The organism is Pseudoxanthomonas sp. PXM04 (assembly GCF_014851695.1).
Lineage (GTDB): Bacteria > Pseudomonadota > Gammaproteobacteria > Xanthomonadales > Xanthomonadaceae > Pseudoxanthomonas_A > Pseudoxanthomonas_A beigongshangi.
Genome location: NZ_JACVAG010000008.1, coordinates 37,974 through 62,890 on the forward strand (window position 1 = coordinate 37,974; position 24,917 = coordinate 62,890).

The following is a 24,917-nucleotide window of genomic DNA, read 5'->3' on the forward strand; positions in this document are numbered from 1 at the left end:
ATTCCGGAATGACTGCCATGACGAACCTGTTGCGTGCGTGCTGCCTTGCGTTGTTGGGAATGGCGGGCACCGCCATCGCCGCGGATGCGGATCGGCCGGTGCTGGTCATCCACGGCGGCGCGGGCGTGGAGCGTGGCGATCTCGCTCCCGAGGAGATCGCCGCCGCGCGCAAATCAATGGAAGAGGCGCTGCGCGCCGGCCACGCCCAGCTTGCCGCCGGCAAGCCGGCGCTGGACGCGGTGGCCGCCGCGATCACCGTGATGGAGGACGCGCCCAGCTTCAACGCCGGACGTGGCGCGGTGTTCACCCATGACGGCAAGAACGAACTGGACGCCTCGATCATGGACGGTGCCAGCGGCAAGGCCGGCGCGGTGGCCGGCGTGCACCGGGTCAAGAATCCGATCCAGCTGGCGCGGCTGGTGATGGACAAGTCCAGGCACGTGATGATGGTTGGCGACGGCGCCGAGGCCTTCGCGACCGAGCAGGGCGTGACCCTGGTGGATCCGTCCTACTTCCGCACCGAGAAGCGCTGGCAGCAGCTGCAGAAGGCGCTGAAGGAAGAAGCCTCCGGCCAGGCGCATGCGGATCTGGAAACCGCCAAGCACTTCGGCACCGTGGGCGCGTTGGCGCTGGACGCGCAGGGTCATCTGGCGGCCGGCACCTCCACCGGCGGCATGACCAACAAGCGCTACGGCCGGGTCGGCGATTCGCCGATCATCGGCGCCGGCACTTACGCCGACGCGCGCTGCGCGGTATCGGGCACCGGCTGGGGTGAGTACTACATCCGCGCGGTCGCCGCGCACGACATCTGCGCGCGCGTGCGCTACGGCGGCCAGGACATCGCCAGCGCCGCCAGGGCGGTGATCAACGACGAGATTCCCAAGGCCGGCGGCGACGGTGGCGCGATTGCGCTGGCCGCCGACGGCAGCATCGCCTTCCCGTTCAACACCGAGGGCATGTACCGCGGCTGGATCGGCGCCGACGGCGTGCCGCACGTGGCGATCTTCGCCGACGACCCGCTGCCGATGCCGAAGAAGTAAGCCCGCCGAAATCCCGAACCTGTGGGAGCGACGTAAGTCGCGAATCAGATGCCCGGTAGCGCATGGCGCGAAAAGCTCGCGACTCACGTCGCTCCCACAGGAAGGTGTTCCCGCAGGGCGACAGGCGTGCCGAAGATCGGACACTTGTAGGAGCGACGTAAGTCGCGACCGTATCCCTTGAAGATCACGGGTCGCGACTTACGTCGCTCCTACAGGCGCAAGCGCTGAATCAGCCCTGCGACCACACCGCCAGTTCGTAGCCGTCGCGATCCAGGAAGTGGAAGCGGCGGCCGCCGGGGAAGGCGAAGATGGGCTGGCTGATGCGTCCGCCGGCAGACTCGACCGCGGTCTGGCTGGCTTCCAGGTCATCCGACTGGATCACGATCAGCGCGCCGCCCGGGCGCGGCTCGCCATGCGCGAAGCCGCCGGTCAGCCGGCCATCGCGGAACTCGCAGTAGTCCGGGCCGTAATCCTGGAAGGTCCAGCCGAACGCCTTGCCGTAGAACGCCTTGGCAGTGGCAATCGAAGCGACGTTGAACTCGACGTAGTCGATGCGATGGTGGTGGGATTCGCTCATGGCGCGGCTCGTGTGGAGGGCGGGCGCGCAGTATCGCGCGATGGCCGGACGGCGTCTTGGAAAAAACGGCCAGCTCAGCCGTGCCGCTGCGCCAGCAAGTCGGTCGGTGTCAGTCCGGTGAGCAGGCGGGTGTCGCGGACCAGGTGCGAAGCATCGCCGTAACCGGCGTCCAGCGCGCGCCGAAGCAACGGCAGATCCGCCGGCGTACGCAGGAAGCGTTGCAGGCGCAGGATCCGCGCCAGCGTCTTGGGGCCGTAGCCGAAGGCATCGTGGCAGCGCCGCCGCAGGGTGCGTTCGCCGATGCCCAGTTCGCGCGCGAGCCTTGCCGGCGACGCGGCATCGGAATGATCCAGGCGAGTGAACAGCGCGGGCATGGCGGGATCCGCAGTCGGCAGGCCCTGCCGGGCGACCGCGTGTTGCAGGGACCGCAGGCGATCCGTGGGAGTGGCGGCATCGAAGGCCAGCCCATCGGTCAGCCGGCGCGCCCGCCGTCCCCACAGATCGCGCAGCGCGACCCGCTGGCCGGTGATGTTCCGCAATGGCAGGCCAAGGAACGCCTGCGCCGCGCCCGGCGCGAACCGGATCGCGGTCAGCAAGGCGCCGGGCGCGACGGATGCCGTTTGCGCGATCGGATCCGGCCCGGCCACGAACACCTCGTCATCCGCCCAGATCAGATCGACGCAGCCGTCGGGGATGACCAGCACCTCCGCTGCCGGCCGCGACGGCGCCTGGTAAGTCCAGGCGCAGGCCAGGCCCGCGCGCAGCGGCGCGGCCGGCGCGACCTCGCGGTAGGCGGAAGGAGGAAGGTCGGAGGCGGCGTCGCGTGGCATGGTGTGCGCCACAGGTTACGCGCTTCCACCGTCAGCCTTCATCCCCGGAATCGGCGCGCCGCAATTCCAGCCAGTGGTTGAGCGCGAACACGAAGTACGGATCCAGCACGCCCGCGGGTCCCTTCGGTCCGGACCAGGCCATCGCCTCGCCCGCGAGCGCGTCGCCGCGCAGTCGCAGATCCACGCGCAGCGCATGCCGGCGCCGCCGCGCGTCGGCGGTCGGCACCTGGCTGAGCGTGTAGCCGCGCAGGCGTCCGTCTTCGACTTCCACCTTGTCGAGCAGGCTCCACAGCTGATCACCCAGCCGGAACAGCGCACGGCCATCTTCCAATACGCGTAGCCGCGCGGGCACCGGCCCCTCATAGGTATGCAAGGTGCCCGACCAGTCGCCGCGCCATTCGGACGGCGCGGTGCCGATCGGCGCCGGCCGCGGTGCGGAAGCGGTGGCGGGGCCGGCCGTGGCGGCGGCCTGCGCGCGCCAGCCCGGCAGCAATTGCTGGAAGATCCGTTCGCGCACCTGCGCCACTGGTGCGCCGGACACGTTGCCCAGCACCGCCACCACCAGGCCTTCGGACGGCACCATCGTCAACGAAGCGGAGACGCCGGACATCGAACCGCCATGTTCGTACCAGCGATAGCCGCCGTCGTCGATTACCTCCAGCCCGATGCCGTAGCGGGCATGCGGATCGGTGCGGAACGCGTTCTCGACCATCGCGGCGCGGTGCCGGGCATCGAGGATTTCGCGTTGCCCCGGCAGCGGCCGGCCGAGGAAGAACAGCCCGAACCGGGCCAGATCCGGTGCGCTGGCGTACATCGCCGCGGCGCCGGGCTCCGCGAAGCCGTAGAACGGAATCGGTTCGCGCTTGCCGCCATAGCGCGCCGCCGGGTGCCGCTCCAGGCCGGGTCCGATGTCGATGGAGGAATGCCGCATGCCGAGTGGTTCGAACACCCGTGTTCGCAGTGCATCGCCATAGGACTGGCCGGTGACCCGTTCGACGACATGGCCAAGCAGGCCATAGCCGAAATTGTTGTACTCGTGAACCTCGCCAGCGCGACGGTACAGATGCCCATAACGCTGGATGGATTGCGCCATCGGCGGAATCAGCGCGCGCTCGGATTCGCCGTAGAAGAATTGCTCGGCCGTGCCCAGCCCGGACGTGTGGTTGGCGACGTGGCGGATGGTCGCCGCGTCGGCGTCGTCGACCCACGAATGCAGCCCGGCCTCGCCCAGATGCCGGTTGACGGGATCGTCCAGGGCGATGCGGCCTTCCTGCACCAGCGTCATCAGCGCGACCGCGGTGAAGGTCTTGGTCACCGAGGCCAGCGAATACATCGTGTCGGCATCGGCGGCGATGCCGCGTTCGCGATCGGCCACGCCGAAGCCTTCGGTCCACAGCAGGCGGCCGTCCTTCGCCACCGCCACCGACATCGCCGGCACGTCGCGTTCCTGCATGCGCGTGCGGATGTATTCGCGCACCGGCGCAAAGTCCGGCTCGGCGGCGTGGGCGGACAGCAGGGACAGGCACGGCAGGGGCAGGCACAGCAACAGCAACAGCGCCGCGCAAGTTTGGCGGACACGTGAAAAACAGGGGAAAGACAGCAACATCGACAGACTCCGGGAGCAATCCAGTGAACCGGCGCACGTTCGTCGTGCGCGGTGTTCCGAAGTTGTCGGCGGATACTGTCCGGAGCGGACAGGGTAGGCGAACGCGTGCGCGGCTTCAAACGCGCGGCGCGCTCAGCGTTCGGAATGCCCGCTGTCGTCGTAGTCGCGGCGGGTGAACAGATCCGGATGGATCAGCTCGATGAAGGCACGCGCCTGCGGTGACAGGAACTTGCCCTTGCGCACGATCACGCCGTAGCTGCGCGCAGGAAACCAGTCGCTGAGCGAACGCGTTGCCAGTCTGCCGCGATCGGCGTCGGTCAGGCAGATCGAACTGACGATCGACACGCCCATGCCCATCGCCACGTATTGCTTGATCACTTCCCAGCCGCCGACTTCCAGCGCCACCGTGTAGGGCACGCGGTGCTGCTGGAACACCAGGTCCACCAGCCGGTAGGTGATCTGGCGCTTGGGCGGAAGGATCAATCCGTAGGGCGAAATGTCGGCGAGTTCGAGTCGCGGCTTGTTCGCCAGCGGATGATCCGGCGGAGTGATCAGCAGCGGTTCGAACCGGTAAATCGGTGCGTAGCTGAGGTCGGCGGGCACATCCATCATCGAGCCGACCGCCAGATCCACCGCGTCGGAGCGCAGCAGATCGGTGCCGTCGGCGGTGATCGCGTTGTGCAGGGTCAGGCGCACGTCCGGGTGCTGCTGGCGGAACAGTTCGACGATGCGCGGCAGCAGGTACAGGATGGTGGAGCTGTTGGCGGCGATGTTCAGTTCGCCGGCGTCCAGCCCGGCGACCTTGTCGTGGAAGGTCGCCTCCAGACCGTCGATGCCCTCGACCAGCGGCTGGGCCAGCTCGTACAGCAGTTGCCCCTCGCGGCTGGGACTCAGGCGCCGGCCGCTGCGCTCGAACAGCACCACCCCCAGGTCTCGCTCCAGCGCCTGCAATTGCAGGGTGATGGCCGGCTGGCTGACGAACAGCGCCTCGGCCGCCCGCGATACCAAGCCCAGCCGGACGGTCTGGCAGAACGCCCGCAGGGGCTTCAGCCGGTCCGACTTGTAGGCAAATCGCAGCGTGGGCGGGCGTTTTTCAGGCATTTTGGCTGAAATATAAGTTCAGCTTATTAAGTGCATTGACAAAACTGTTTTGTCAAATAGTTTGCTGCGGCGCACGGTGGACCTCCAAGCAGCAGGAGTCCCGAAATGTCCGCCGCCGTTGCCCTGAGCCAATCCGAACCCGCGTCCCGCCCCACGCCCGGCATCAGCCTGACCGTCCGCCATCACGAGCAGGCCGCGCTGTTGCCGCCCGCCGCCTTGGCGCTGCTCGTCTCGCTGCACCGTGCGATTGAGCCCGGCCGGCAAGCCCGGCTGGCCGCGCGCCGCCAGCGGCAGGCGTTCTTCGATGCCGGCGGCCTGCCGGACTTCCGCGACGACACCCGCGCCATCCGCGAGGGCGACTGGCGGGTCGCGCCGCCGCCGGCGGCACTGCTGGATCGCCGGGTCGAGATCACCGGGCCGGTGGATCCCAAGATGGTGATCAACGCGCTGAACTCCGGCGCGAAGGTCTACATGGCCGACTTCGAGGATTCGACCGCGCCGACCTGGCACAACCTGCTGATCGGCCAGCAGGCCCTGATCGGCGCGGTGCGCGGCGACCTGACCCACACCGCGCCCAACGGCAAGCGGTACGCGTTGAAGCCGTTCGATGAGCAGGCCGTGCTGCTGGTGCGCCCGCGCGGCTGGCACCTGGACGAGAAGCACGTGCTGATCGATGGCCAGCCGATCGCCGGCGGTCTGTTCGATCTGGCCTTGTATGCCTTCCACAACGCGCGCGCGCTGGCCGAGCGCGATCGCGGCCCGTATTTCTACCTGCCCAAGCTGCAGAGCATGGAGGAGGCCGCGCTGTGGGAGACCGCGCTGTCGCACATCGAGGCCGCGCTGGGCCTGCCGCAAGGTCAAATGAAGGTCACCGTGCTGATCGAGACGCTGCCGGCGGTGTTCGAGATGCACGAGATCCTGCACGCGCTGCGGGATCGCATCGTCGGTCTGAACTGCGGCCGCTGGGACTACATCTTTTCCTACATCAAGACCTTCCGCCGCCATCGCGACCGGGTGCTGCCCGAGCGCGGCCAGGTGACCATGACCCAGCCGTTCCTGAAGGCCTATTCGGAACTGCTGATCCAGACCTGCCACCGCCGCGGCGCGCACGCGATGGGCGGCATGGCCGCGCAGATTCCGATCGGCAACGACGAGGCGGCCAACGAACAGGCGCTGGCGCGGGTGCGCGCGGACAAGCTGCGCGAGGTCACCGCCGGCCACGACGGCACCTGGGTGGCGCATCCGGCGCTGATCCCGATCGCGCGCACCATCTTCGACGAACACATGCCCACGCCGAACCAACATGGCGTGCTGCGCGAGGACGTGCGGGCGAGCCGCGACGATCTGATCCGCCCGAGCACCGGCACCATCACCCGTGCCGGTTTCGAGGGCAACGTCGAGGTCTGCGTGCGCTACCTGGCCGCCTGGCTGGACGGCAACGGCTGCGTGCCGATCCATTGGCTGATGGAGGACGCGGCGACCGCCGAGATCGCGCGCACCCAGATCTGGCAGTGGCTGCACACGCCCGGCCTGCACCTGGCCGACGGCACCGCGATCGACTTCGCCCTGCTCGACGCCACCCTGCGCAACCTGCCGGCCCGCCTGGGCGACCGCGCGGCGCTGCCCGGTGGCGACAAGGTCGACGAGGCCATCGGCCTGCTCGACGCATTGAGCCGCAGTGAAGACCTGGCCGAATTCCTGACCCTGCCCGCCTACACCCGCATCGACTGAACCCCCATTTCCGGAGAATACCCATGAACAAGCTGCCCACCGCCCAGGACATCCAGAAGGACTGGGACACCAATCCGCGCTGGCAAGGCATCACCCGCAACTACAGCGCCGAGGACGTCGTGCGCCTGCGCGGCACCATTCCGGTCGAGCATTCGATCGCGAAGATCGGCGCCGAGAAGCTGTGGAACTACCTGCAGACCGAGGACTTCATCAACGCGCTGGGCGCGCTGACCGGCAACCAGGCGATGCAGCAGGTCAAGGCCGGCCTGAAGGCGATCTACCTGTCCGGCTGGCAGGTCGCGGCCGACGCCAACCTGGCCGGCCAGATGTATCCGGACCAGTCGCTGTATCCGGCCGACTCGGTACCGGCGGTGGTCAAGCGCATCAACAACACCCTGCTGCGCGCGGATCAGCTGCATCACGCCGAGGGTGACGACAGCACCGACTTCCTGCAACCGATCGTCGCCGACGCGGAAGCCGGCTTCGGCGGCGTGCTGAACGCGTTCGAGTTGATGAAGGCGATGATCGAGGCGGGCGCGGCCGGCGTGCACTTCGAGGATCAGCTGGCCAGCGTCAAGAAGTGCGGCCACATGGGCGGCAAGGTGCTGGTGCCGACCCGCGAGGCGGTGGAGAAATTGAACGCCGCGCGCCTGGCCGCCGACGTGATGGGCGTGCCGACCCTGCTGGTTGCGCGAACCGACGCCGAGGCCGCCGACCTGCTGACCAGCGACATCGACGCCAACGACCAGCCGTTCACCACCGGCGAGCGCACCGTCGAGGGCTTCTTCAAGACCCGCAACGGCCTGGACCAGGCGATCAGCCGTGGCCTGGCCTACGCACCCTACGCGGATCTGGTGTGGTGCGAGACCGGCAAGCCGGACCTGGAGTTCGCGCGCAAGTTCGCCGAGGCGATCCACGCGAAGTTCCCCGGCAAGCTGCTGGCTTACAACTGCTCGCCCTCGTTCAACTGGAAGAAGAACCTGGACGACGCCACCATCGCCAAATTCCAGAAGGAAATCGCCAGCTACGGCTACAAATTCCAGTTCATCACCCTGGCCGGCTTCCACAGCCTGAACTACTCGATGTTCAACCTGGCCCACGGCTATGCGCGCCGCCAGATGAGCGCATTCGTGGAACTGCAGGAAGCCGAGTTCGCCGCCGCCGACAAGGGCTTCACCGCGGTCAAGCACCAGCGCGAGGTCGGCACCGGTTACTTCGACGCGGTCACGCAGGCGATCCAACAGGGCCAGTCCTCGACCACCGCGCTGAAGGGCTCGACCGAGGAGGAGCAGTTCGCGGAGAAGGCGGCCTGATCACGGCGGGTGCGAGGATGAAAAAAGCCGGGTCCGAATGGACCCGGCTTTTCTTTTGCCCTGGTGCGAGGGAATATGGCCGCGCCCTGGCCGCATCCCGAATGGCGCTTACTTCTTCACCGCCTGCTGATGCGACTTCAACGCATCGGTCAGGCCCGGAACGCCGTCGGCGCCGGCCGGCACGCTGATGCTGGAGCCGGCGAAATCCTGGCCGATGGGTTCGGCGCGTCCGCCCAGGCACTGGGCCAGGAAGCCTTCGGTCACCGCGTTGAACGCCTTGCTGTTCTCGGGGCGGTGGAAGCCATGGCCTTCATCCGGGAACAGCACGTAGGTAACCGGGATCTTCTTGGCCTGCATCGCCTTGACGATCTGGTCGCTCTCGGCCTGTTTCACCCGCGGGTCGTTGGCGCCCTGGCCGATCAGCAGCGGTTTCTTGATCTGGTCGGCGCGGGTCAGCGGCGAGCGTTCGGTCAGCCACTTGCGGCCTTCCTCGGTGCGCGGGTCGCCCATGCGCTTGGCAAGCTGCTCGAAGAAGCTGGCCCAGTACGGCGGCACCGTGCTCAGCAGGGTGTTGAGGTTGGACGGGCCGACGATGTCGACGCCGCAGGCGAACGTGTCCGGGGTGAAGGTCAGGCCGGCCAGGGTGGCGTAGCCACCGTAGCTGCCGCCCATGATCGCCACCTTGTCGGAAGTCGTCACGCCCTGCTTGACCGCCCATTGCACGCCATCGATCAGATCGTCGTGCATCTTGGCGGCCCACTCGCCGTTGCCGGCGTTGGTGAATTCCTTGCCAAAGCCGGTGGAGCCGCGGAAATTGACCGACAGGACCGCGTAGCCGCGGTTGGCCAGCCACTGGTTGGTGTTGCTGTAGCCGTAGGCGTTGCGCGACCACGGACCGCCATGCACCAGCAGCACCATCGGCACTGGCGTGTCGGCCTTGCCATCGTTGTTGGCGTCGGCGCTATGCGGCAGGGTCAGATAGCTGACCAGGGTCTTGCCGTCGCGGGACGTAATCTCCACCGGCCATTGCGCCACCAGCGGCTTGCCATCGAGCTTCGGCTGCACCGAGAACAGCTTGGTCAGCTTGCCGGCGTCGCGGTCGTAGCGGTAAAAGACAGCCGGTGTCTGCGGAGCGGCGTAGACCACGATCCAGGTCTTGTCGTCGTGGGTGCGCGCGGCCACGCTGGTGTCGCCGGGACCGATGCCGCGAAGGCGCTCCAGATCCTTGGCGATGGACGGATCCACCACCTTCCATTCCTCGCGCAGGTAGTCCGAGGCGACCGCCTGAACCCGTCCGGTGACCGGATGGCTCAGCGAATCGCCAACGTCCGCGCGTGCGTCCTCGAACACCAGTTCGCGCTTGCCGCTGGCCACGTCGATGGCATACAGCGCGGCGGTGTTGCGCTTGCGCGAATCGGTGAAGTACAGGGTCTTGCCGTCGCTGGTCAGGCCACCCGGACCGGTGGTCAGCGAATCCTCGAACGGCACGTCGTCGAACTTGCTCCAGCCGCCCTTGCCGTCGGCGGCGAGCACGTCCTGGCCACCGTCGGGTCGCGCGCGGGTGGCGAAGCGCAGGGTGTAGTCGGCGTCGGCGATGTAGCCGGCGATCTGGGCATCGTTCTTCTGCACCAGCTCGCGCTTGCCGCTGGCCAGATCGACCTTGTACAGATCGTGCCACTGCGGGTCGCGATCGTTCATGCCCACCAGGATCGTGTCCGGATGGCGATCGCTGACACCCGCGACCTGTGCGCGGGTCTTCGGAAACGGCGACAGATCCCTGGACTCGCCGGACTTCAGATCCACCGCGTAGAGATGGAAATCCTCGTCGCCACCGGTGTCGCGGAGATAGAGCAGGGTATCGGTCCGGTAGGACCAGAAATACTGACGGATGCCGCGCGCCTTGTCGGACGTCACCGCCCGGGCCTGCGACGGATTGTCCGCCGGCGCCACCCACACGTTGGCCACGCCATCGACCGGCGCAACCCAGCTCAGGTAGCGGCCATCCGGGCTGATCTGCACATTGCTGCGCTCGGGATTGCCGAACAGGATCTCGCGCGGGATGAGTTCGACCTCGGACGATGCGGCGGCGGCCTGTTGCGCGAAGGCAAGCGGACTGACGAGTGCGGCGGACAGTGCCGTCGCGATCAGGGTGGTGCGGAGCATGGCGTTCCTCCTGGATGAGCCGTGTGGTGGCGGACGCGGCGTCGCCGCGAAAACGCAGTAGACCACACGCCCCCGCGTCGCGGCGGAGTGTCGAAAGTCCGGGGGCCGGTTGGGTGCTTCCGCGAAAGGGAGGCTGGCGCCTCAGGGCAGCGGGCCGATCTCGGTGACCCTGGCCGACGCCACGCGGGCGGGGTCGGCGATGACATCGATGGCGACGATACGGCCTTCGCGCACGGCCATCCGGAACAGGGCGCGCGGTACGCCGTCCGGCGCCCAGATGGCGGCGGGCAGGCCATCGACCAGCGCGGCCTGTCCCGCCTGGGCGCGGCCGAGGAAGGCACTGGCCACCGCGTCGACGCCACGCTGTTCGCGTGCCAGCACCGGCGCGCCGTCGCCCTGCCTGTCCCGGCTGCCCTCGATGGCGGCGACATCGGCGCGCATCACCACGTCCGGTGCCAACAGGGACAGCAGGCCCTGGAGATTGCCGGTGCGCGAGGCGAGCAGGAAGGCATCGACCACCTGGCGGGCACGCTCGCGATCGGCCAGCGCGTCTGCGCCGGCACCCTGGACCCGGCGCCGCGCACGGCTGGCCAGCTGCCGCGTGGCTTCCACGCTGCGATCCAGCATGTGGGCAATCTCTTCGTACGGCACCGCGAACATGTCGTGCAGTACGAACGCCACGCGCTCGGCCGGGGCCAGCGTATCCAGCACGATCAGCATGGCCGGGCCGATCGAATCGGCCAGCAACACCTCGTGTTCCGGACCGGCACTGGCATCGGCGGCGGGCAGCGCCGCGTCCGGCACCAGGTCCATCGATTCCTCGCTGCGCACCTTGCGCGCGCGCAGCAGATCCAGCGCCAGCCGGGTCACCACCGTCGTCAGCCAACCGGCGAGATTGCCGACCTCGGTCGGGTCGGCACGATTCAGGCGCAACCACGCCTCCTGCACCACGTCCTCGGCTTCGGCATGCGAACCCAGCATGCGGAACGCCACGGCCTCGAGCCGGGTGCGGTTGGACTGGAACTGTTCGGCCAGTCGATGCAAATCTGTCATGGAGAAAGATCCTGGGGGAAACCCGATTGACGCGCCAGCGGGCCGGGACGTGACGCAACCATCGGAAAGAAAGAAGTGATCCGCGATGGCGGAGATATCCGTCACGCCGGCCGATGCCGGCGCGTCATGGGAATGACCACCAACCAAAGGAAGTTCCCCATGCAAGCCCGTATGCCCAACCCCGCCGTCATCCACCACGATGCCATGAAGGCGCTGCTCGCGCTGCACCAGTCCACGCAAGGCAAGGGCATCTCCGATGCCCTGCTGCACCTCATCGACCTGCGGGTCAGCCAGATCAATGGCTGCAGCTTCTGCGTGGACATGCATGCCCGCGAATGCCGGCAGGCCGGTGAAACCGACGAGCGGCTGTTCGCCGTCGCGGTCTGGCGCGAAGCGCCGTGGTTCACCGAGGCCGAGCGTGCCGCGCTGGAACTGGCCGAGGAGGTGACCCGCATCGCCGACCGCGGCGATGCCGTCAGCGACGAGGTCTGGTCCCGCGCCCGGGCCCACTACGACGAAGCCGCATTGGCCTCGCTGCTGATCGCCATCGCCAACATCAACGTCTGGAACCGCCTGAATGTCGCCACGCGCCAGCCGGCCGGGCAGCGGGCGAGTTGATCCACGATTCGCCGAATCGCGGCCGTTCCGCGCAAGGCCGATCCTGTGCGGCGAAGCGGAAGCGATGGCGCACGTCGGGGTGCTCCAGGAGAGTCGCCTGACCCTCAACGCCGGTCGAAGCCGACCGGCGAAGCGGCGGACACGGTATGCGCGCCGCGTACCACGAGATAGCCTCGCGTGGTCGCGGTCTTCTTGTTCAACGGCGCGCGCATCGCCGTCCAGACCTTGTCCAGATCCGCCCAGACCGGTGGATACCGGTGGGCGGCGACGTCCAGGATGAGCAGGCGATCACTGGGCGCGTGATAGGCGGCGACCGGCGAAATGTGGCCCATGCGAACCTGGCCCAGATCCGCGCGTTGGTAGTTCACCAGCAGGTAGTCGCCCTCGCGGCGCAGGTTCTCGCGCGCCCGTTGCCGGAACGAGGCCCGGTCCGTCGCCGAGGCGAACACCACGTCCACCTGCGCGCCATGCGCGCGCAGCAGGCCGGCCAGTCCGTTGAGCGACATCCCTTTGAAACTCGTTTTCAGCGGACCCGGCCCGGCGTGTGGATGCGCGAACAGGGCGCGCGGGTCCCGCGGCGCGTCGGCGATGCCGGCTGCGTTGAGCACGGTGATGGCACTGGCCACGCCGCAATAGGCCTTGCGCGTCTGCGGGACGAAACTGCCGGTCAACTCGTCATGGTCGGCGCGCTCGCTTTCGGCCAACAGGCGCCGGCCCAGCGGCGAGTCCAGCGGAATCAGATCCCCGGGCAACGCCAGCATCCGCGGTGCCGGCGCGCGCAGGTATTCGTTCCACACCGCGCCCGCGCCGCCCGCCACCGCGATCAGGACGACCGCAAACAGTCCGACCAATCCCGCCCGCTTCATGGCGACCTCGGCTATGGCGAAAGCGCGCCGCCGCCGTTTTCGCGGCAGGCGGCCAAACGACTACAGCGCGAAATGGATGAAATGGCGGTGAAGCAACAGGTACCCGGCAATGATGCCCGTATGGGGTGGCTGGAGTGAAACCGGAACGGGCATTCGAGCCGGATCTGCCGGCGGTGGTGCCATGCCCTCTAGGGCTTGCCCCGGTCAATCCTCCGGTATCCCAACGCCTCGGTCAGATGGGATCTGTCGATGCGTTCGGCGCCGGCCAGATCCGCGATGGTCCGCGCCACCCGCAGCACCCGCTGCATGGAGCGCGCGGAAAGCCGGAGCCGATCGATCGCGTGTTCCAACAATGCCTGGTCGGCATCGTCGAGCCTGCACAGCGTCAGGGTTTCCGCCTGGCCCAGTTGCGCGTTGAGCCGGCCGGCGCGCGCCAGCTGGATCGCGCGCGCCTGTTCCACCCGCACCCGCACCTGCGCGCTGGTCTCGCCCGGTGGCGCATCCGGACGCAATTCCCTCGGCGGCAGGCGCGGCACCTCCACATGCAGATCGATGCGGTCCAGCAACGGGCCGGAAATGCGGCCGCGATACCGCTGCACGACATCGCTGGAGCAGCGGCAACGCCCGCTGTTGTCGCCGGCCCAGCCGCACGGGCAGGGATTCATCGCCGCGACGAGCTGGAAGCGCGCGGGAAACTCGGCGCTGCGTGCCGCGCGCGAGATGGACACCGTGCCGGACTCCAGGGGCTCCCGCAGCACTTCCAGCGCGCGTCGGTCCCACTCGGGCAATTCGTCGAGGAACAGCACGCCGTTGTGGGCCAGGGAAATCTCACCCGGACGCGGTTCGGTGCCGCCTCCCACCAGTGCGACTGCGCTGGCGGTATGGTGCGGACTGCGGAACGGTCGCCGCCGCCAGCGCGCCGGATCCAGCCCGCGGCCGCTGATCGATGCGATGGCGGCCGTTTCCAGCGCCTCCGCTTCGCTGGCTTCCGGCAGCAGTCCGGGCAGCCGCGACGCCAGCAGGGTCTTGCCGCAACCGGGCGAGCCGACCAGCAGCAGATGGTGGTTGCCGGCGGCCGCCACCTCCAGCGCGCGGCGCGCCTGCACCTGCCCGCGCACGTCACTGAGATCGGGAACGAACGATGCGTCGGGCGGCGGTGTTTCGGCGACCGGCAGTTCGCGCTGGCCGCCCAGGGCGGCGCAGACCTCCAGCAGGGTGCGCGCGGTGCGAGCCTGGCCGTCGCGGGCGAGCGCCGCTTCCGGACCGTTGGCCGGCGCGACAATCAGCGTCCGTTGCGCGCGCGCGGCGGCCAGCGCCGCCGGCAGCACGCCGTCGACGCCGCGCAGCTCGCCGGTCAGGCCGAGTTCGCCGAGGAACTCGTAGTCGGCCAGCGCGTCGCGCGGGATCTGCCCGCTGGCGGCCAGGATGCCGAGCGCGATGGGCAGGTCGAAGCGCCCGCCGTCCTTGGGAAGATCGGCCGGCGCCAGATTGACGGTGATGCGGCGGGCCGGGAATTCGAACTGCGCGCAGAGGATGGCGGCGCGCACGCGGTCGCGTGCCTCGCGCACCGCCGCCTCGGGCAGGCCGACGATGTGGGTCTGCGGCAGACCACCGGACAGGTGCACTTCCACCCTGACCGGAGGCGCGGCCACGCCCGCCCGTGCACGGCTGTGCACCAGCGCCAGGCTCATGGCGGCGGAATCAGGACTGGGCGGTGGATGCGGAGGCGGGCGGTGCCGCTTCCAGTGCCTGGACGGTGCGTTCCAGGGCTTCGAGTTTCTCGCGGGTGCGCAACAGGACCGCGCGCTGGACCTCGTACTCCTCGCGGGTCACCAGGTCCAGCCTGGAGAGGCCGCTCTGCAAGGCGCCCTTGAACGCCTGCTGCAGTTCCTCGCGGGATTCGCGCAGGCCCGGCGGGACCAGATCACTGAGGCGGCGGGCGAGGTCGTCGAGATGGTTGAGATCGATCATGGGGGTCTCCGGCAGTGAAGCCGAGCATTGCATCCGGGAGTCGTCCCGGCCATCGGGATTCACCGCGTCGCGCCATCGGAGAAATCCCGCGGCGCCAGGTCGACATTGAACCCGACCCCCGCCCCGGCCGCAACCACGATATGCTGCCGCCAGCATTTCCGGAGAACAGTCCCGATGAAGATGATCATGGCCATCATCAAGCCGTTCAAGCTGGACGACGTGCGCGAAGCACTCGCCGAATCCGGCATCGCCGGCATCACCGTCACCGAGGTCAAGGGCTTCGGCCGGCAGAAGGGCCACACCGAGCTGTACCGCGGCGCCGAGTACGTCGTCGACTTCCTGCCCAAGGTGAAGCTGGAAGTGGCGGTGACCGACGAGCAGGCCGAATCGGTGGTGGAAGCCATCGTCAAGGCCGCCGGCACCGGCAAGATCGGCGACGGAAAGGTGTTCGTCTACGACCTGGAGCGGGTGGTGCGCATCCGCACCGGTGAACTGGACGCGGACGCGCTGTAGTGCGCGTCGCGAAGCGGTTCCTGTTCATCGCGCTGCTGTGCCTGGCGGCGACGGTATCGGCGACGAGCGTGGTTCCCAAGCCGCTGGCCGAAATGGTGCGGGAAGCCGACCATGTCGTTGTGGCGACGATCACCCGCGTCGACATGGTGGACGGCAAGGGCCGGTTGCTTACGGATCCCGAGTCGCGGACCGGTCCCGGTTCGGCCAACCAGATGCGTCTGCATCTGGAGGTCCATGAAGTGATCGCCACGCGGCTGCCACCGGTTTCCCGCACGATCCGGGTGCCGTTGTGGATGATGTGGCACTACGAGTTGGGCACCATGCAGAAGCATCTCACCGGCCAGCGTGGCATTTTCCTGCTCACCGGGCGCGACTACCAGCCGGTGTATCCGGCCAACTTCCAGCGTTCGCTGGATGAGCGGGCGGAGATACAGCGCTTGCTGGAGCACTGAGATCAGGAGTACCGGATAAAAAAAAGCCCCGCATCGCGGGGCTTTTTTCATCGAACCGGCAGCGCTTACTCGCCCAGCGCCTTGGCCACGAACGGTGGGGCGACCAGCGCGCCGGTGTGCAGGTGCGCGCTGTAGTACAGGGTGTCGAAGCCCTTGTTGGCGGCGTCCTGCTGGCGGAAGTCGAAACCGCCGGACTTGCGTGCCATGGTCACGCTCCACCAGCCGGTCGGGTAGCACGGCTGCGGGAACGGCAGGGTCTTGAAGGCGGTGAAGCCGGCCTTGCCCATCTCGCCGCGCATTTCCTTGATCAAGTCCAGCAGCGCCAGCGGCGACTCGGACTGCTGCACCAGGATGCCGTCGTCCTTCAGCGCGCGGAAGCAGCTTTCGTAGAAGGCCTTGTTGAACAGGCCCTCGGCCGGGCCGACCGGATCGGTGGAGTCCACGATCACGATGTCCACGCTGCCGGCCGGGCAGTTGGCCATGTAGGCCACGCCGTCGTCGAACAGCAGCTCGGCGCGCGCGTCGCCGTTGGATTCGCACAGCTCGGGGAAGTACTTCTCCGACATGCGGGTGACCTGCTCGTCGATGTCGCACTGGGTGGCGCTTTCCACGCCCGGGTGCTTGAGCACCTCGCGCAGGGTGCCGCAGTCGCCGCCGCCGATGATCACCACGCGCTTGGGCGCGGCGTGGGTGAACAGCGCCGGGTGGCTGATCATCTCGTGATAGAAGAAGTTGTCGCGCGTGGTCAGCATCACCGCGCCGTCGATGACCATCAACTTGCCCCAGTCGGTGGTGTCGTAGATCTCGATCTTCTGGAACGGCGACTGCACCTCGTCCAGCTTGCCGGTGACGCGGTAGCCGATGGCCGAGCCGGTGGGCTGGAAGTGTTCGATGTACCAGTTGTCGTTCGTGGTCATGGTCTGTCCTGGGTGGGGAAGGATCTGGCCGTTGTCGGCGGGCGCGACGGCCGTGGCCGGTGGGCCCGCGGCCACCGGGGTGAGGCGGGGACGGCGAGGGCGCGCATTGTAACGAACCCCCATGACCACTGCCTGTAGAATGCGCGTCCGTTCGTATTCAGCTGGAAACGCCGATGTCCTGGTCCACCGACCAAGCCCGCAAGACCTATTCCATCCCGCACTGGGCGGAAGGGTATTTCGACGTGGATGCCGCCGGCCGCATGGTGGTCTCGCCCAAGGGCGACGGCGGACCGGTCATCCCGTTGCCGGAGGTGGTGGATGCCGCCCGCGCCAACGGTGCCAAACTGCCGCTGCTGGTGCGCTTCCCGGACATCCTGGGCGACCGCCTGGGCAAGCTGCAGGCCGCCTTCGCCCAGGCGCAGGCCGACTGGGATTACCGTGGTGGTTACACCGCCGTGTACCCGATCAAGGTCAACCAGCATCGCGGCGTGGCCGGCACCCTGGCCTCGCACGCCGGCGAGGGCTTCGGCCTGGAAGCGGGCAGCAAGCCCGAGCTGATGGCGGTGCTGGCGCTGTCGCGCCCCGGCGGCCTCATCGTCTGCAACGGCTACAAGGATCGCGAGTACATCCGGCTGGCTCTGATCGGCCGCAAGCTTGGCCTGCAGACCTTCATCGTGGTGGAAAAGCCCTCCGAGCTGCCGCTGGTCATCGAGGAGGCGCGCAAGCTGGGCGTCAAGCCGGGTCTGGGCGTGCGCATGCGCCTGGCCACGCTGGGCGCGGGCAAATGGCAGAACAGCGGTGGCGACAAGGCCAAGTTCGGCCTGTCCCCGCGCCAGGTACTGGATCTGTGGAAATACCTGCGCGACGCCGGCCTGCAGGATTGCCTGGGCCTGCTGCATTTCCACATGGGCTCGCAGATCTCCAACGTCCGCGACATCGCCAACGGCATGCGCGAGGCGACCCGCTACTTCGTCGAGCTGTCCAAACTGGGCGCGAGCATCACCCATGTCGACGTCGGCGGCGGCCTGGGCATCGACTACGAAGGCACCCGTTCGCGCAGCTACTGCTCGATCAACTACGGCCTGAACCAGTACGCCAGCAACATCGTGCAGCCGCTGGCCGACGCCTGCGAGCAGCACGGGTTGACCCCGCCGCGCATCGTCACCGAGTGCGGCCGCGCGATGACCGCGCACCACGCGGTGCTGGTGGTCAACGTGGCCGAGGTGGAGCAGGCGCCGGAAGGCCGCGTGCCGCCTGCCCACGACGACGAACCGGCGGTGATCCGCCATCTGCGCGAGATCCACGCCGAGCTGGACGAGCGGCCGGCCGTCGAGCTGTTCCACGAAGCGCAGCACCACCACAGCGAGGGCCTGTCCCTCTATGCATTGGGCCAGCTGGATCTGGTCCATCGCGCGCGCATCGACGATCTGTTCTACGCCATCGCCCATGCCGTGCGCGGGCGCCTGAGCAGCGACGAGCGCAGCCACCGGGATCTGCTGGATGAACTCAACGAGCGGCTGGTGGACAAGTATTTCGTCAACTTCAGCGTGTTCGAATCGATTCCCGACGTGTGGGCGATCGACCAGGTCTTCCCGATCCTGCCGATCGAGCGCCTGGACGAAGCACCGGACCGCCGCGGCGTGATCGCCGACATGACCTGCGACTCGGACGGCATGGTGGAAACCTATGTCGAGAACGAAGGGCTGGACACCTCGCTACCGCTGCATTCGCTCAGGTCCGGCGAAAGCTACCGGCTGGGCATCTTCCTGGTCGGCGCGTACCAGGAAATTCTCGGTGACATCCACAATCTGTTCGGCGACACCGATGCGGTGGAAGTCAGCGCCGACACCGGCACCGGCTACCTGCTCACCCAGCAGCGCCGCGGCGACACCACCGACGTGATGCTGGATTACGTGGGCTACAAGCTGGATGACCTGCGCACCGCGTACCGTACCCGTGTCGCCGAAGCCGGATTGCCGCAGGAAGAAGCGGCGGCCCTGTCCGACGCGCTGGAAGCCGGCCTGACCGGCTACACCTACCTGTCGGACGAACCACTGGCATAGGCCCCGACAACCTGCCCTTCCCCCGCTCGCGGGGGAAGGTGCCCGAAGGGCGGATGGGGGCGAAGCGGTCGGGGTCACACCCCCATCACCCCCGATGCACCTGGAACCCGGCGAACGACTGCGTCACCGGCATCAGCTCCAGGCGATTGATGTTCAGATGCGGCGGCAGCGTGGCGACCCAGAACAGGGTTTCGGCGATGTCCTCGGCGGTCATCGGCGCCGCGCCTGCATACAGCTTGTCCGACGCGTCCTGATCCCCATGCGTGCGCACCAGGGTGAATTCGGTTTCGGCCATGCCCGGCTCGATCGAAGTCACCCGCACGCCGGTGCCGTGCAGATCCGAGCGCAGGCCCAGCGAGAACTGGGTGACGAACGCCTTCGTCCCGCCATAGGCATTGCCGCCCGGATAGGGATAGCTGCCGGCGATCGAACTGATGTTGATGATCGCGCCCTTGCGCTCGATCAGCGCCGGCAGCAGGCGATGGGTGAGGGTGACCAGGCTGCCGATGTTGGTGGCGATCATGGTCCGCCAGTCTTCCAGGCTGGCCGCTTGCGCCGGCGCGGTACCCAGCGCGAGACCGGCGTTGTTGATCAGCAGATCAATCCCGCGAAAGGCTTCCGGCAATGCCGCCAGCGCGGCATCCATGGCGGCTTCGTCGCGGATGTCGAAGGCCGCCGCATGCACGTGGTCGCCGCCGAGTTCGTCCACCAACGCCTGCAGCCGATCCGCGCGACGACCGGTGGCGATCACGCGCCAGCCGTCGGCGACGAAACGGCGCACGGCGGCGGCGCCGAAACCGGAGGTCGCTCCGGTGATGAGGGCGGTTCGGGTCATGGGGGCTCCTTGAAAATCAGCCGCACGCCTGGGGATTCAGCGTGTGGGTGGGATACAAACAAAAGCCCGCCACGCGGGCTGCGCGTGGCGGGCGGATATCGAAACGGGATACGGCATGCGGACTCCTCTGCGCTCGCGGGAGTCCGGCGCGATCACTGGGCCTTGATGGCCATCGCGGGCAGGCCGCCGCTGGCCAGTTTCTGCTTGGCCTCGGCCAGTTCGCTGGCGGTGCCGTAGGGTCCCATGCGCACGCGATAGACGGTCTTGCCGCCGATCTGCGCGGACTCGACTCGCGCGCTCAGGCCCAGCAGGGCGATCTTGGCCTTGGTGGCCTCGGCGTCGCCGGACGCGCCGAACGCGCCGGCCTGCAGGATGTAGCGCGCGCTGGTGTCCGCATCGGCGACCGTGCGTGGTTGCGCGGGCTTGCTCGTCGGCGCGGTGGCCGGACTGGATGTCGTGGCGGCGGCGGTCGCTGGTGCCTCGTCGATCGGGCGCGGCAGCGTCGCCGGCGTGGTGCCGGTGGCGGGAGTGGTGGTGGCGGGCGTTGCCGCCGCAGCGGCGGCCGCGGCCTTTTCCTCGCGTGCCTTGCGCGCGGCTTCCTCGCGCGCGCTGGCGGCCAGCTCCGCGTCGGACATCTGCACTTCCTTGCCCGGCAGCAGGGTGTAGAAGTCGTACTGCGGTTCCTTGGCCGGCGCCTGCGCGTCGGCATCGCCATTCGCCGCCTGCGTCGCGCCGGACGTGGCGCCGCTGGGGTTGCTCGCCGATTCGGGCACCACCGCCTCGACATCGGCCGAAGCCACCGGTGCCGGCTGCGCGTCGGGATTCGGCTGCGGCCGGAAGAAGCCGTCGCCATCCTTCTTCATCAGGCCGGGCGCGATGAAGTAGATCGCCAGACCGATGAGCAGGCCGAGCAGCAGCCACACCCAGGCCGGGGTGGCGTGGCTGGAATTACGGGTGGCCTGACTCTTGCCGCGACGTGCCGCCATTCAAAAAATCTCCGGTTACATTTTTTCGGGCGCGCTCACGCCCAACAGATCCATGCCGTTGGCCAGCGCCTGCCGCACGGCCGAGGCCAGCGCCAGGCGCGCGTCGCGCGCATCGGCGTCCTCGACCAGCACCGGCGTGCCGCCGTACCACGTGTGGAAAGCATAGGCCAACTCGCGCAGGTATTGCGCGATGGCATGGGGTTCCAGCGACTCGCCCGCCGCTTCCACCACTTCCGGATAGCGCGACAGTTCCACCATCAGCGCGAGCGACGATTCGTCGTCCAGCCGGGCGAAGTGGGCCAGGCCATTGGCCGGGTCGTAGGCGTAGCCCTTTTCGGTCGCCTGGCGATGCAGGCTGCACACGCGGGCATGCGCGTACTGCACGTAGAACACCGGATTGTCGTTGCTCTGCTGGCGCGCCAGGTCGATGTCGAAGGTCAGCTGCGAGTCCGGCTTGCGGGCGATCAGGAACCAGCGCGTGGCATCGCGTCCGGCTTCCTCGATGAGATCGCGCAGGGTGAAGTAGCTGCCGGCGCGCTTGGAGAGTTTCACTTCCTCGCCGCCGCGCATCACCGTGACCATCTGGTGCAGCACGTATTCGGGATAACCGGCGGGAATGCCCTCGTCCAGCGCCTGCAGGCCGGCGCGCACGCGCGCCAGCGAACCATGGTGGTCGGCGCCCAGTTCGGTGATCGCGCGACCGTAGCCACGCTGCCACTTGCTCAGGTGGTAGGCCACGTCCGGCACGAAATAGGTGTAGGTGCCATCGGACTTGCGCATCACCCGGTCCTTGTCGTCGCCGAAGTCGGTGGACTTCAGCCACAGGGCGCCGCCTTCCTCGTAGGTATGGCCGGAGGCGATCAGCTTGCCGACCGTCTCCTCAACCTTGCGGTCGGCGTACAGCGAGCTTTCCAGGAAATACACATCGAACGACACGCCGAACGCGGCCAGATCCAGGTTCTGCTCACGGCGCAGGTAGGCCACGGCGAACTGGCGGATGGCGTCCAGGTTGTCGGGATCCTTGCCGCCGATCACCATGTGGCCTTCGAACTCGACGCTGTCGCCCGCCAGATAGGCCTGCGCGACATCACCGATGTAGTCGCCGCGATAACCATCCTCCGGCCAGCCTTCGCTGTCCGGGGTCAGGCCCTTCGCGCGCGCCTGGGTGGACTTCGCCAGGTTGTCGATCTGCACGCCGGCGTCGTTGTAGTAGAACTCGCGGCGGGTGTTCCAGCCGTTGGCGGCCAGCACCCGGGCGATGCAGTCGCCGATGGCGCCGGCGCGGCCGTGGCCGACATGCAGCGGACCGGTCGGGTTGGCCGAGACGTATTCCACGCCCACCACGCGGCCGGCGCCACTCTGGTTGCGGCCGTAGGCGGGACCCTGCTGCAGGGCGGTGGCGACCTCGCGCTGGTAGGCGGCGGTGGTCAGGTGGAAGTTGATGAAGCCGGGGCCGGCAATCTCCACTTTCGCCACGTCGTCGCTGGCCGGCAGGGCGGCCACCAGCGCGGTGGCGATGGCGCGCGGATTGCTGCGCGCGGCCTTGGCCAGCAGCATCGCGGCGTTGGTGGCGAAGTCCCCGTGTTCGCGGGTCTTGGGTCGCTCGACCACGAAATCCGGCGTGGCGGTGTCGGCCGGCAGGGTGCCGGCCTGGCGCAGGGCATCGATGCCCTGGGCGATCAAGGCGCGTAGGGAGGCTTTCACGGAGGGTCTGCGGATGTTGCGGGACCGGGCATTTTACGCGGAACCGGCAGGAGCGTCCGGCGCGGCCTGAACGGCGCGCCACGGCGGACGCGACTCCCTGGCCCTGACTACAGCCAGCCGCGCTCCGCCAGCGAGGTCGGCGGGCCGTCCCCGACCACGAAATGGTCGAGCAGGCGGATGTCCATCAGCGACAGCGCGTCCCGCAGCCGCAGGGTGATCAGGCGGTCTGCCTCGGAGGGCGCGCTGTTCCCGGACGGGTGGTTGTGGCCGACGATCACGGCCGCGGCGTTGTGCGCCAAGGCCCGCCGGACCACCTCGCGCGGATGCACCTCGGCGCTGTCGAGGGTGCCGCGGAACAGCTCCTCGAACGCTAGCGCGCGGTGGCGCACATCCAGGAACAGCGCCGCGAACACCTCGTGATCGTGCGCGCGCAGGCGCTGGCTGAAGTAGCGGCCGGCGATGGTCGGGTCGGTCAGCTGCTCGCCGCGCTCCAGATCCGCGGCCAGGTGGCGGCGACCGATTTCCAGCGCGCCGGCCATCCGGCTCGCCCGGGCCGGCCCCAGCCCCGGCAGGGCGACCAGTTCCCTGGGCGGACGGTCGAGCAGCCGTCGCAGCGGTCCGTGGTTCGAGAGCAGGTCGCGGGCGGTGGCGACCGCATCGCGCCCGCGCAGGCCGGAACCGAGGAACAGCGCCAGCAGTTCGGCGTCTGAGAGCGCGGCGGGGCCGCGGGTGAAGAGCTTTTCACGGGGCCGTTCGTGGATGGGCCAGTCTCGGATGTGCATATGGTCAAGATGCCCGGTCCGCCGCCACGCCGCCATCAGGCGGGAGGGGACCATCGGGTAAGCTAATCCCCTGTTCGTCTGTAGGAAACCCGACGTGACCGGAAGTCTCGAGCCACGGCCGCTGCAGGGCCAGCGCCTGCTGGTGTGTGTGGGCGGCGGCATCGCCGCGTACAAGTCGCTGGAACTGGTGCGGCGGCTGCGTGACGCCGGCGCCGATGTGCAGGTCGCCATGACCGAGGGTGCCCAGCAGTTCGTCACCGCGCTGAGCTTCCAGGCCCTGTCCGGCCATCCGGTCCGAACCAGCCTGTGGGACAGCGCCGCCGAAGCGGCCATGGGCCATATCGAACTCGCGCGCTGGGCCGATCGCATCCTGATCGCCCCGGCCACCGCCGACCTGCTGGCGCGGCTGACCCACGGATTCGCCAACGACTTGGTCACCACCCTGTGCCTGGCGACCACCGCGCCGATCACGGTCGCGCCCGCCATGAACCACCGGATGTGGCAGCACCCGGCCACGGTGGCCAATCTGGCGGTGCTGCGCGCGCGCGGCGTGCAGATCATCGGGCCGGAAGACGGCCCGCTGGCCGAAGGCGAATCCGGCCCCGGCCGGTTGAGCGAGCCGGAGGACATCGTCGCCGCGCTGGCCGCCGGCCACGCGCCGGCCGTGCGGGACCTGGCCGGCGTGCGCGTCGTCGTCAGCGCCGGCCCGACCTACGAGGATCTGGATCCGGTCCGTTACCTGGGAAATCGCAGTAGCGGCAAGATGGGCTTCGCGGTGGCGGCCAGCGCGGCGCGGCGCGGCGCCGAGGTGGTGCTGGTGGCCGGTCCGGTCCATCTGCCGACCCCGGCCGGAGTCACCCGCATCGACGTGCGTTCGGCCGCGCAGATGCGCCAGGCCGTGTTCGGCGCGTTGCCGGCCGACATCTACATCGGCGCGGCCGCGGTCGCCGACTACACCCCGCGGGTGGCGGTGCCGAACAAGATCAAGAAGACCGGCGAAACCCTCAGCCTGGATCTGGTGCGCACGCCCGACATCCTGGCCGAGGTCGCGGCCCAGACCCAGGCGCTGAAGTTGGTGGTCGGGTTCGCCGCCGAGACCGAGAACGTCGAGCATTACGCGCGCGGCAAGCTGCAGGCCAAGCGCCTGGACATGATCGTCGCCAACCGGGTCGGCATCGCCGAAGGCGGTTTCGAAAGCGATCAGAACGCGCTGGTCGCCTATTGGAAGGACGGCGAGCGCGATTTCGGTTCGGCGCCGAAGACTCGGCTGGCCGACGCCCTGATGGATCTGATCGTGGAGCGACTGAACGCATGAGCCCGGCTGGCACGCAATCCGTGGAACTGAAACTGCTGGACCCCCGGTTCGGCGATGAATGGCCGTTGCCCGCGTATGCGACCGAGGCCAGCGCTGGCGTCGACCTGCGCGCGGCGCTCGACGCCACCCTCACCCTGCAGCCCGGCGACGCCGCGCTGGTGCCCAGCGGCCTGTCCGTGCACCTGGCCGATCCACAGCTGTGCGCGGTGGTGTTGCCGCGCTCCGGGCTGGGCCACCGGCATGGCATCGTGCTGGGCAACGGCACCGGCCTGATCGACGCCGATTACCAGGGGCCGCTGCTGATCAGTGTCTGGAACCGCGGCCACGAGGCCTTCACCATCCAGCCCGGCGACCGCATCGCCCAATTGGTGGTGCTGCCCATCGTGCGCGTAAGCTTCCAGGTGGTGGACGCATTCGCCGACAGCGCCCGGGGAGCAGGCGGTTTCGGCCATACCGGATTGCGCTGAGAGGGGACGGGCGC

Annotated in this window: 23 protein-coding genes; 9 read left to right on the forward strand and 14 right to left on the reverse strand. The window is 68.5% G+C overall.

The window, feature by feature from the left end; translation table 11 throughout:
- Positions 1 to 17: 17 nt before the first annotated feature.
- A complete protein-coding gene (locus IB228_RS18340) occupies positions 18 to 1,040 on the forward strand; it encodes an isoaspartyl peptidase/L-asparaginase (protein ID WP_225562543.1) in 1,023 nt (340 codons plus the stop codon).
- A gap of 229 nt (positions 1,041 to 1,269) precedes the next feature.
- On the opposite strand, the gene IB228_RS18345 is transcribed toward IB228_RS18340, so the two are convergent.
- From IB228_RS18345 to IB228_RS18360, 4 genes are all read right to left on the reverse strand, one after another.
- Positions 1,270 to 1,617: a VOC family protein gene (locus IB228_RS18345; RefSeq protein ID WP_192199466.1), complete on the reverse strand. Its 348-nt coding sequence runs from the start codon at positions 1,615 to 1,617 to the stop codon at positions 1,270 to 1,272.
- A 74-nt stretch (positions 1,618 to 1,691) separates the two neighbouring features.
- Positions 1,692 to 2,447 (reverse strand): helix-turn-helix domain-containing protein, encoded by a 756-nt coding sequence (locus IB228_RS18350; protein WP_183639602.1) that lies wholly within the window; start codon positions 2,445 to 2,447, stop codon positions 1,692 to 1,694.
- A gap of 31 nt (positions 2,448 to 2,478) precedes the next feature.
- Positions 2,479 to 4,053, reverse strand: coding sequence for a serine hydrolase domain-containing protein (locus IB228_RS18355; RefSeq protein ID WP_192199467.1), 1,575 nt, complete (start codon positions 4,051 to 4,053; stop codon positions 2,479 to 2,481).
- 132 nt (positions 4,054 to 4,185) lie between these two features.
- Positions 4,186 to 5,154: a LysR family transcriptional regulator gene (locus IB228_RS18360; RefSeq protein ID WP_192199468.1), complete on the reverse strand. Its 969-nt coding sequence runs from the start codon at positions 5,152 to 5,154 to the stop codon at positions 4,186 to 4,188.
- Between the two features lie 105 nt (positions 5,155 to 5,259).
- On the opposite strand from IB228_RS18360, the gene aceB reads away from it, so the two are divergent.
- On the forward strand, positions 5,260 to 6,885 hold the full coding sequence (aceB, locus tag IB228_RS18365; protein ID WP_192199469.1) for a malate synthase A: 1,626 nt from the start codon (positions 5,260 to 5,262) through the stop codon (positions 6,883 to 6,885).
- 23 nt (positions 6,886 to 6,908) lie between these two features.
- Complete coding sequence (gene aceA / locus IB228_RS18370) at positions 6,909 to 8,198, forward strand: isocitrate lyase (protein ID WP_192199470.1); 1,290 nt, start codon at positions 6,909 to 6,911, stop codon at positions 8,196 to 8,198.
- Between the two features lie 108 nt (positions 8,199 to 8,306).
- On the opposite strand, the gene IB228_RS18375 is transcribed toward aceA, so the two are convergent.
- Positions 8,307 to 10,361, reverse strand: coding sequence for a S9 family peptidase (locus IB228_RS18375; protein ID WP_192199471.1), 2,055 nt, complete (start codon positions 10,359 to 10,361; stop codon positions 8,307 to 8,309).
- A gap of 141 nt (positions 10,362 to 10,502) precedes the next feature.
- Positions 10,503 to 11,414 (reverse strand): sigma-70 family RNA polymerase sigma factor, encoded by a 912-nt coding sequence (locus IB228_RS18380; RefSeq protein ID WP_192199472.1) that lies wholly within the window; start codon positions 11,412 to 11,414, stop codon positions 10,503 to 10,505.
- A 159-nt stretch (positions 11,415 to 11,573) separates the two neighbouring features.
- Here IB228_RS18380 and IB228_RS18385 point away from each other — a divergent pair, with 159 nt between their 5' ends.
- Positions 11,574 to 12,032, forward strand: a complete 459-nt coding sequence (locus tag IB228_RS18385) for a carboxymuconolactone decarboxylase family protein (RefSeq protein ID WP_192199473.1) — start codon at positions 11,574 to 11,576, stop codon at positions 12,030 to 12,032.
- A 104-nt stretch (positions 12,033 to 12,136) separates the two neighbouring features.
- Here IB228_RS18385 and IB228_RS18390 read toward each other — a convergent pair whose 3' ends face one another.
- The 3 genes from IB228_RS18390 to IB228_RS18400 form a co-directional block, all read right to left on the reverse strand.
- Positions 12,137 to 12,898, reverse strand: coding sequence for a phytochelatin synthase family protein (locus IB228_RS18390; protein WP_192199474.1), 762 nt, complete (start codon positions 12,896 to 12,898; stop codon positions 12,137 to 12,139).
- Between the two features lie 188 nt (positions 12,899 to 13,086).
- A complete protein-coding gene (locus IB228_RS18395) occupies positions 13,087 to 14,589 on the reverse strand; it encodes a YifB family Mg chelatase-like AAA ATPase (protein WP_183639594.1) in 1,503 nt (500 codons plus the stop codon).
- A gap of 10 nt (positions 14,590 to 14,599) precedes the next feature.
- Complete coding sequence (locus IB228_RS18400) at positions 14,600 to 14,869, reverse strand: accessory factor UbiK family protein (RefSeq protein ID WP_192199475.1); 270 nt, start codon at positions 14,867 to 14,869, stop codon at positions 14,600 to 14,602.
- A gap of 174 nt (positions 14,870 to 15,043) precedes the next feature.
- On the opposite strand from IB228_RS18400, the gene IB228_RS18405 reads away from it, so the two are divergent.
- Positions 15,044 to 15,382 (forward strand): P-II family nitrogen regulator, encoded by a 339-nt coding sequence (locus tag IB228_RS18405; RefSeq protein WP_141455127.1) that lies wholly within the window; start codon positions 15,044 to 15,046, stop codon positions 15,380 to 15,382.
- The gene (locus IB228_RS18410) at positions 15,382 to 15,834 is read left to right on the forward strand and encodes a hypothetical protein (protein ID WP_192199476.1); all 453 of its coding nucleotides are present in this window, start codon (positions 15,382 to 15,384) and stop codon (positions 15,832 to 15,834) included. Before IB228_RS18405 ends, IB228_RS18410 begins: the two co-directional genes overlap by 1 nt.
- A gap of 65 nt (positions 15,835 to 15,899) precedes the next feature.
- On the opposite strand, the gene speE is transcribed toward IB228_RS18410, so the two are convergent.
- Positions 15,900 to 16,751: a polyamine aminopropyltransferase gene (gene speE / locus IB228_RS18415; RefSeq protein WP_192199477.1), complete on the reverse strand. Its 852-nt coding sequence runs from the start codon at positions 16,749 to 16,751 to the stop codon at positions 15,900 to 15,902.
- 173 nt (positions 16,752 to 16,924) lie between these two features.
- Here speE and speA point away from each other — a divergent pair, with 173 nt between their 5' ends.
- Complete coding sequence (gene speA / locus IB228_RS18420) at positions 16,925 to 18,814, forward strand: arginine decarboxylase (RefSeq protein WP_183639590.1); 1,890 nt, start codon at positions 16,925 to 16,927, stop codon at positions 18,812 to 18,814.
- Between the two features lie 85 nt (positions 18,815 to 18,899).
- On the opposite strand, the gene IB228_RS18425 is transcribed toward speA, so the two are convergent.
- The 4 genes from IB228_RS18425 to radC form a co-directional block, all read right to left on the reverse strand.
- Positions 18,900 to 19,649, reverse strand: a complete 750-nt coding sequence (locus IB228_RS18425; RefSeq protein ID WP_192199478.1) for an SDR family NAD(P)-dependent oxidoreductase — start codon at positions 19,647 to 19,649, stop codon at positions 18,900 to 18,902.
- A gap of 152 nt (positions 19,650 to 19,801) precedes the next feature.
- Positions 19,802 to 20,635 (reverse strand): SPOR domain-containing protein, encoded by an 834-nt coding sequence (locus tag IB228_RS18430; RefSeq protein WP_192199479.1) that lies wholly within the window; start codon positions 20,633 to 20,635, stop codon positions 19,802 to 19,804.
- Between the two features lie 15 nt (positions 20,636 to 20,650).
- Complete coding sequence (gene argS, locus IB228_RS18435) at positions 20,651 to 22,339, reverse strand: arginine--tRNA ligase (protein ID WP_192199480.1); 1,689 nt, start codon at positions 22,337 to 22,339, stop codon at positions 20,651 to 20,653.
- A gap of 107 nt (positions 22,340 to 22,446) precedes the next feature.
- Entirely contained in the window at positions 22,447 to 23,121 is a 675-nt protein-coding gene (radC, locus tag IB228_RS18440; RefSeq protein WP_183639586.1) for a DNA repair protein RadC, read from the reverse strand.
- A gap of 94 nt (positions 23,122 to 23,215) precedes the next feature.
- On the opposite strand from radC, the gene coaBC reads away from it, so the two are divergent.
- Positions 23,216 to 24,436, forward strand: coding sequence for a bifunctional phosphopantothenoylcysteine decarboxylase/phosphopantothenate--cysteine ligase CoaBC (coaBC, locus tag IB228_RS18445; protein WP_192199481.1), 1,221 nt, complete (start codon positions 23,216 to 23,218; stop codon positions 24,434 to 24,436).
- On the forward strand, positions 24,433 to 24,903 hold the full coding sequence (gene dut, locus IB228_RS18450) for a dUTP diphosphatase (RefSeq protein WP_141455139.1): 471 nt from the start codon (positions 24,433 to 24,435) through the stop codon (positions 24,901 to 24,903). The genes coaBC and dut overlap by 4 nt, the downstream gene beginning before the upstream one ends.
- Positions 24,904 to 24,917: the final 14 nt, after the last annotated feature.

Bases quoted from the DNA above. Each gene is read 5' to 3' on its own strand.
- IB228_RS18405 (WP_141455127.1), top strand. From the start codon at position 15,044: ATGAAGATGATCATGGCCATCATCAAGCCGTTCAAGCTGGACGACGTG.
- IB228_RS18360 (WP_192199468.1), bottom strand. From the start codon at position 5,154: ATGCCTGAAAAACGCCCGCCCACGCTGCGATTTGCCTACAAGTCGGAC.
- aceB (WP_192199469.1), top strand. From the start codon at position 5,260: ATGTCCGCCGCCGTTGCCCTGAGCCAATCCGAACCCGCGTCCCGCCCC.
- IB228_RS18400 (WP_192199475.1), bottom strand. From the start codon at position 14,869: ATGATCGATCTCAACCATCTCGACGACCTCGCCCGCCGCCTCAGTGAT.
- IB228_RS18350 (WP_183639602.1), bottom strand. From the start codon at position 2,447: ATGCCACGCGACGCCGCCTCCGACCTTCCTCCTTCCGCCTACCGCGAG.
- aceA (WP_192199470.1), top strand. From the start codon at position 6,909: ATGAACAAGCTGCCCACCGCCCAGGACATCCAGAAGGACTGGGACACC.
- IB228_RS18375 (WP_192199471.1), bottom strand. From the start codon at position 10,361: ATGCTCCGCACCACCCTGATCGCGACGGCACTGTCCGCCGCACTCGTC.
- IB228_RS18430 (WP_192199479.1), bottom strand. From the start codon at position 20,635: ATGGCGGCACGTCGCGGCAAGAGTCAGGCCACCCGTAATTCCAGCCAC.
- IB228_RS18425 (WP_192199478.1), bottom strand. From the start codon at position 19,649: ATGACCCGAACCGCCCTCATCACCGGAGCGACCTCCGGTTTCGGCGCC.
- IB228_RS18390 (WP_192199474.1), bottom strand. From the start codon at position 12,898: ATGAAGCGGGCGGGATTGGTCGGACTGTTTGCGGTCGTCCTGATCGCG.
- IB228_RS18380 (WP_192199472.1), bottom strand. From the start codon at position 11,414: ATGACAGATTTGCATCGACTGGCCGAACAGTTCCAGTCCAACCGCACC.
- IB228_RS18340 (WP_225562543.1), top strand. From the start codon at position 18: ATGACGAACCTGTTGCGTGCGTGCTGCCTTGCGTTGTTGGGAATGGCG.
- dut (WP_141455139.1), top strand. From the start codon at position 24,433: ATGAGCCCGGCTGGCACGCAATCCGTGGAACTGAAACTGCTGGACCCC.
- speA (WP_183639590.1), top strand. From the start codon at position 16,925: ATGTCCTGGTCCACCGACCAAGCCCGCAAGACCTATTCCATCCCGCAC.
- IB228_RS18395 (WP_183639594.1), bottom strand. From the start codon at position 14,589: ATGAGCCTGGCGCTGGTGCACAGCCGTGCACGGGCGGGCGTGGCCGCG.
- IB228_RS18385 (WP_192199473.1), top strand. From the start codon at position 11,574: ATGCAAGCCCGTATGCCCAACCCCGCCGTCATCCACCACGATGCCATG.
- IB228_RS18355 (WP_192199467.1), bottom strand. From the start codon at position 4,053: ATGTTGCTGTCTTTCCCCTGTTTTTCACGTGTCCGCCAAACTTGCGCG.
- IB228_RS18345 (WP_192199466.1), bottom strand. From the start codon at position 1,617: ATGAGCGAATCCCACCACCATCGCATCGACTACGTCGAGTTCAACGTC.
- radC (WP_183639586.1), bottom strand. From the start codon at position 23,121: ATGCACATCCGAGACTGGCCCATCCACGAACGGCCCCGTGAAAAGCTC.
- speE (WP_192199477.1), bottom strand. From the start codon at position 16,751: ATGACCACGAACGACAACTGGTACATCGAACACTTCCAGCCCACCGGC.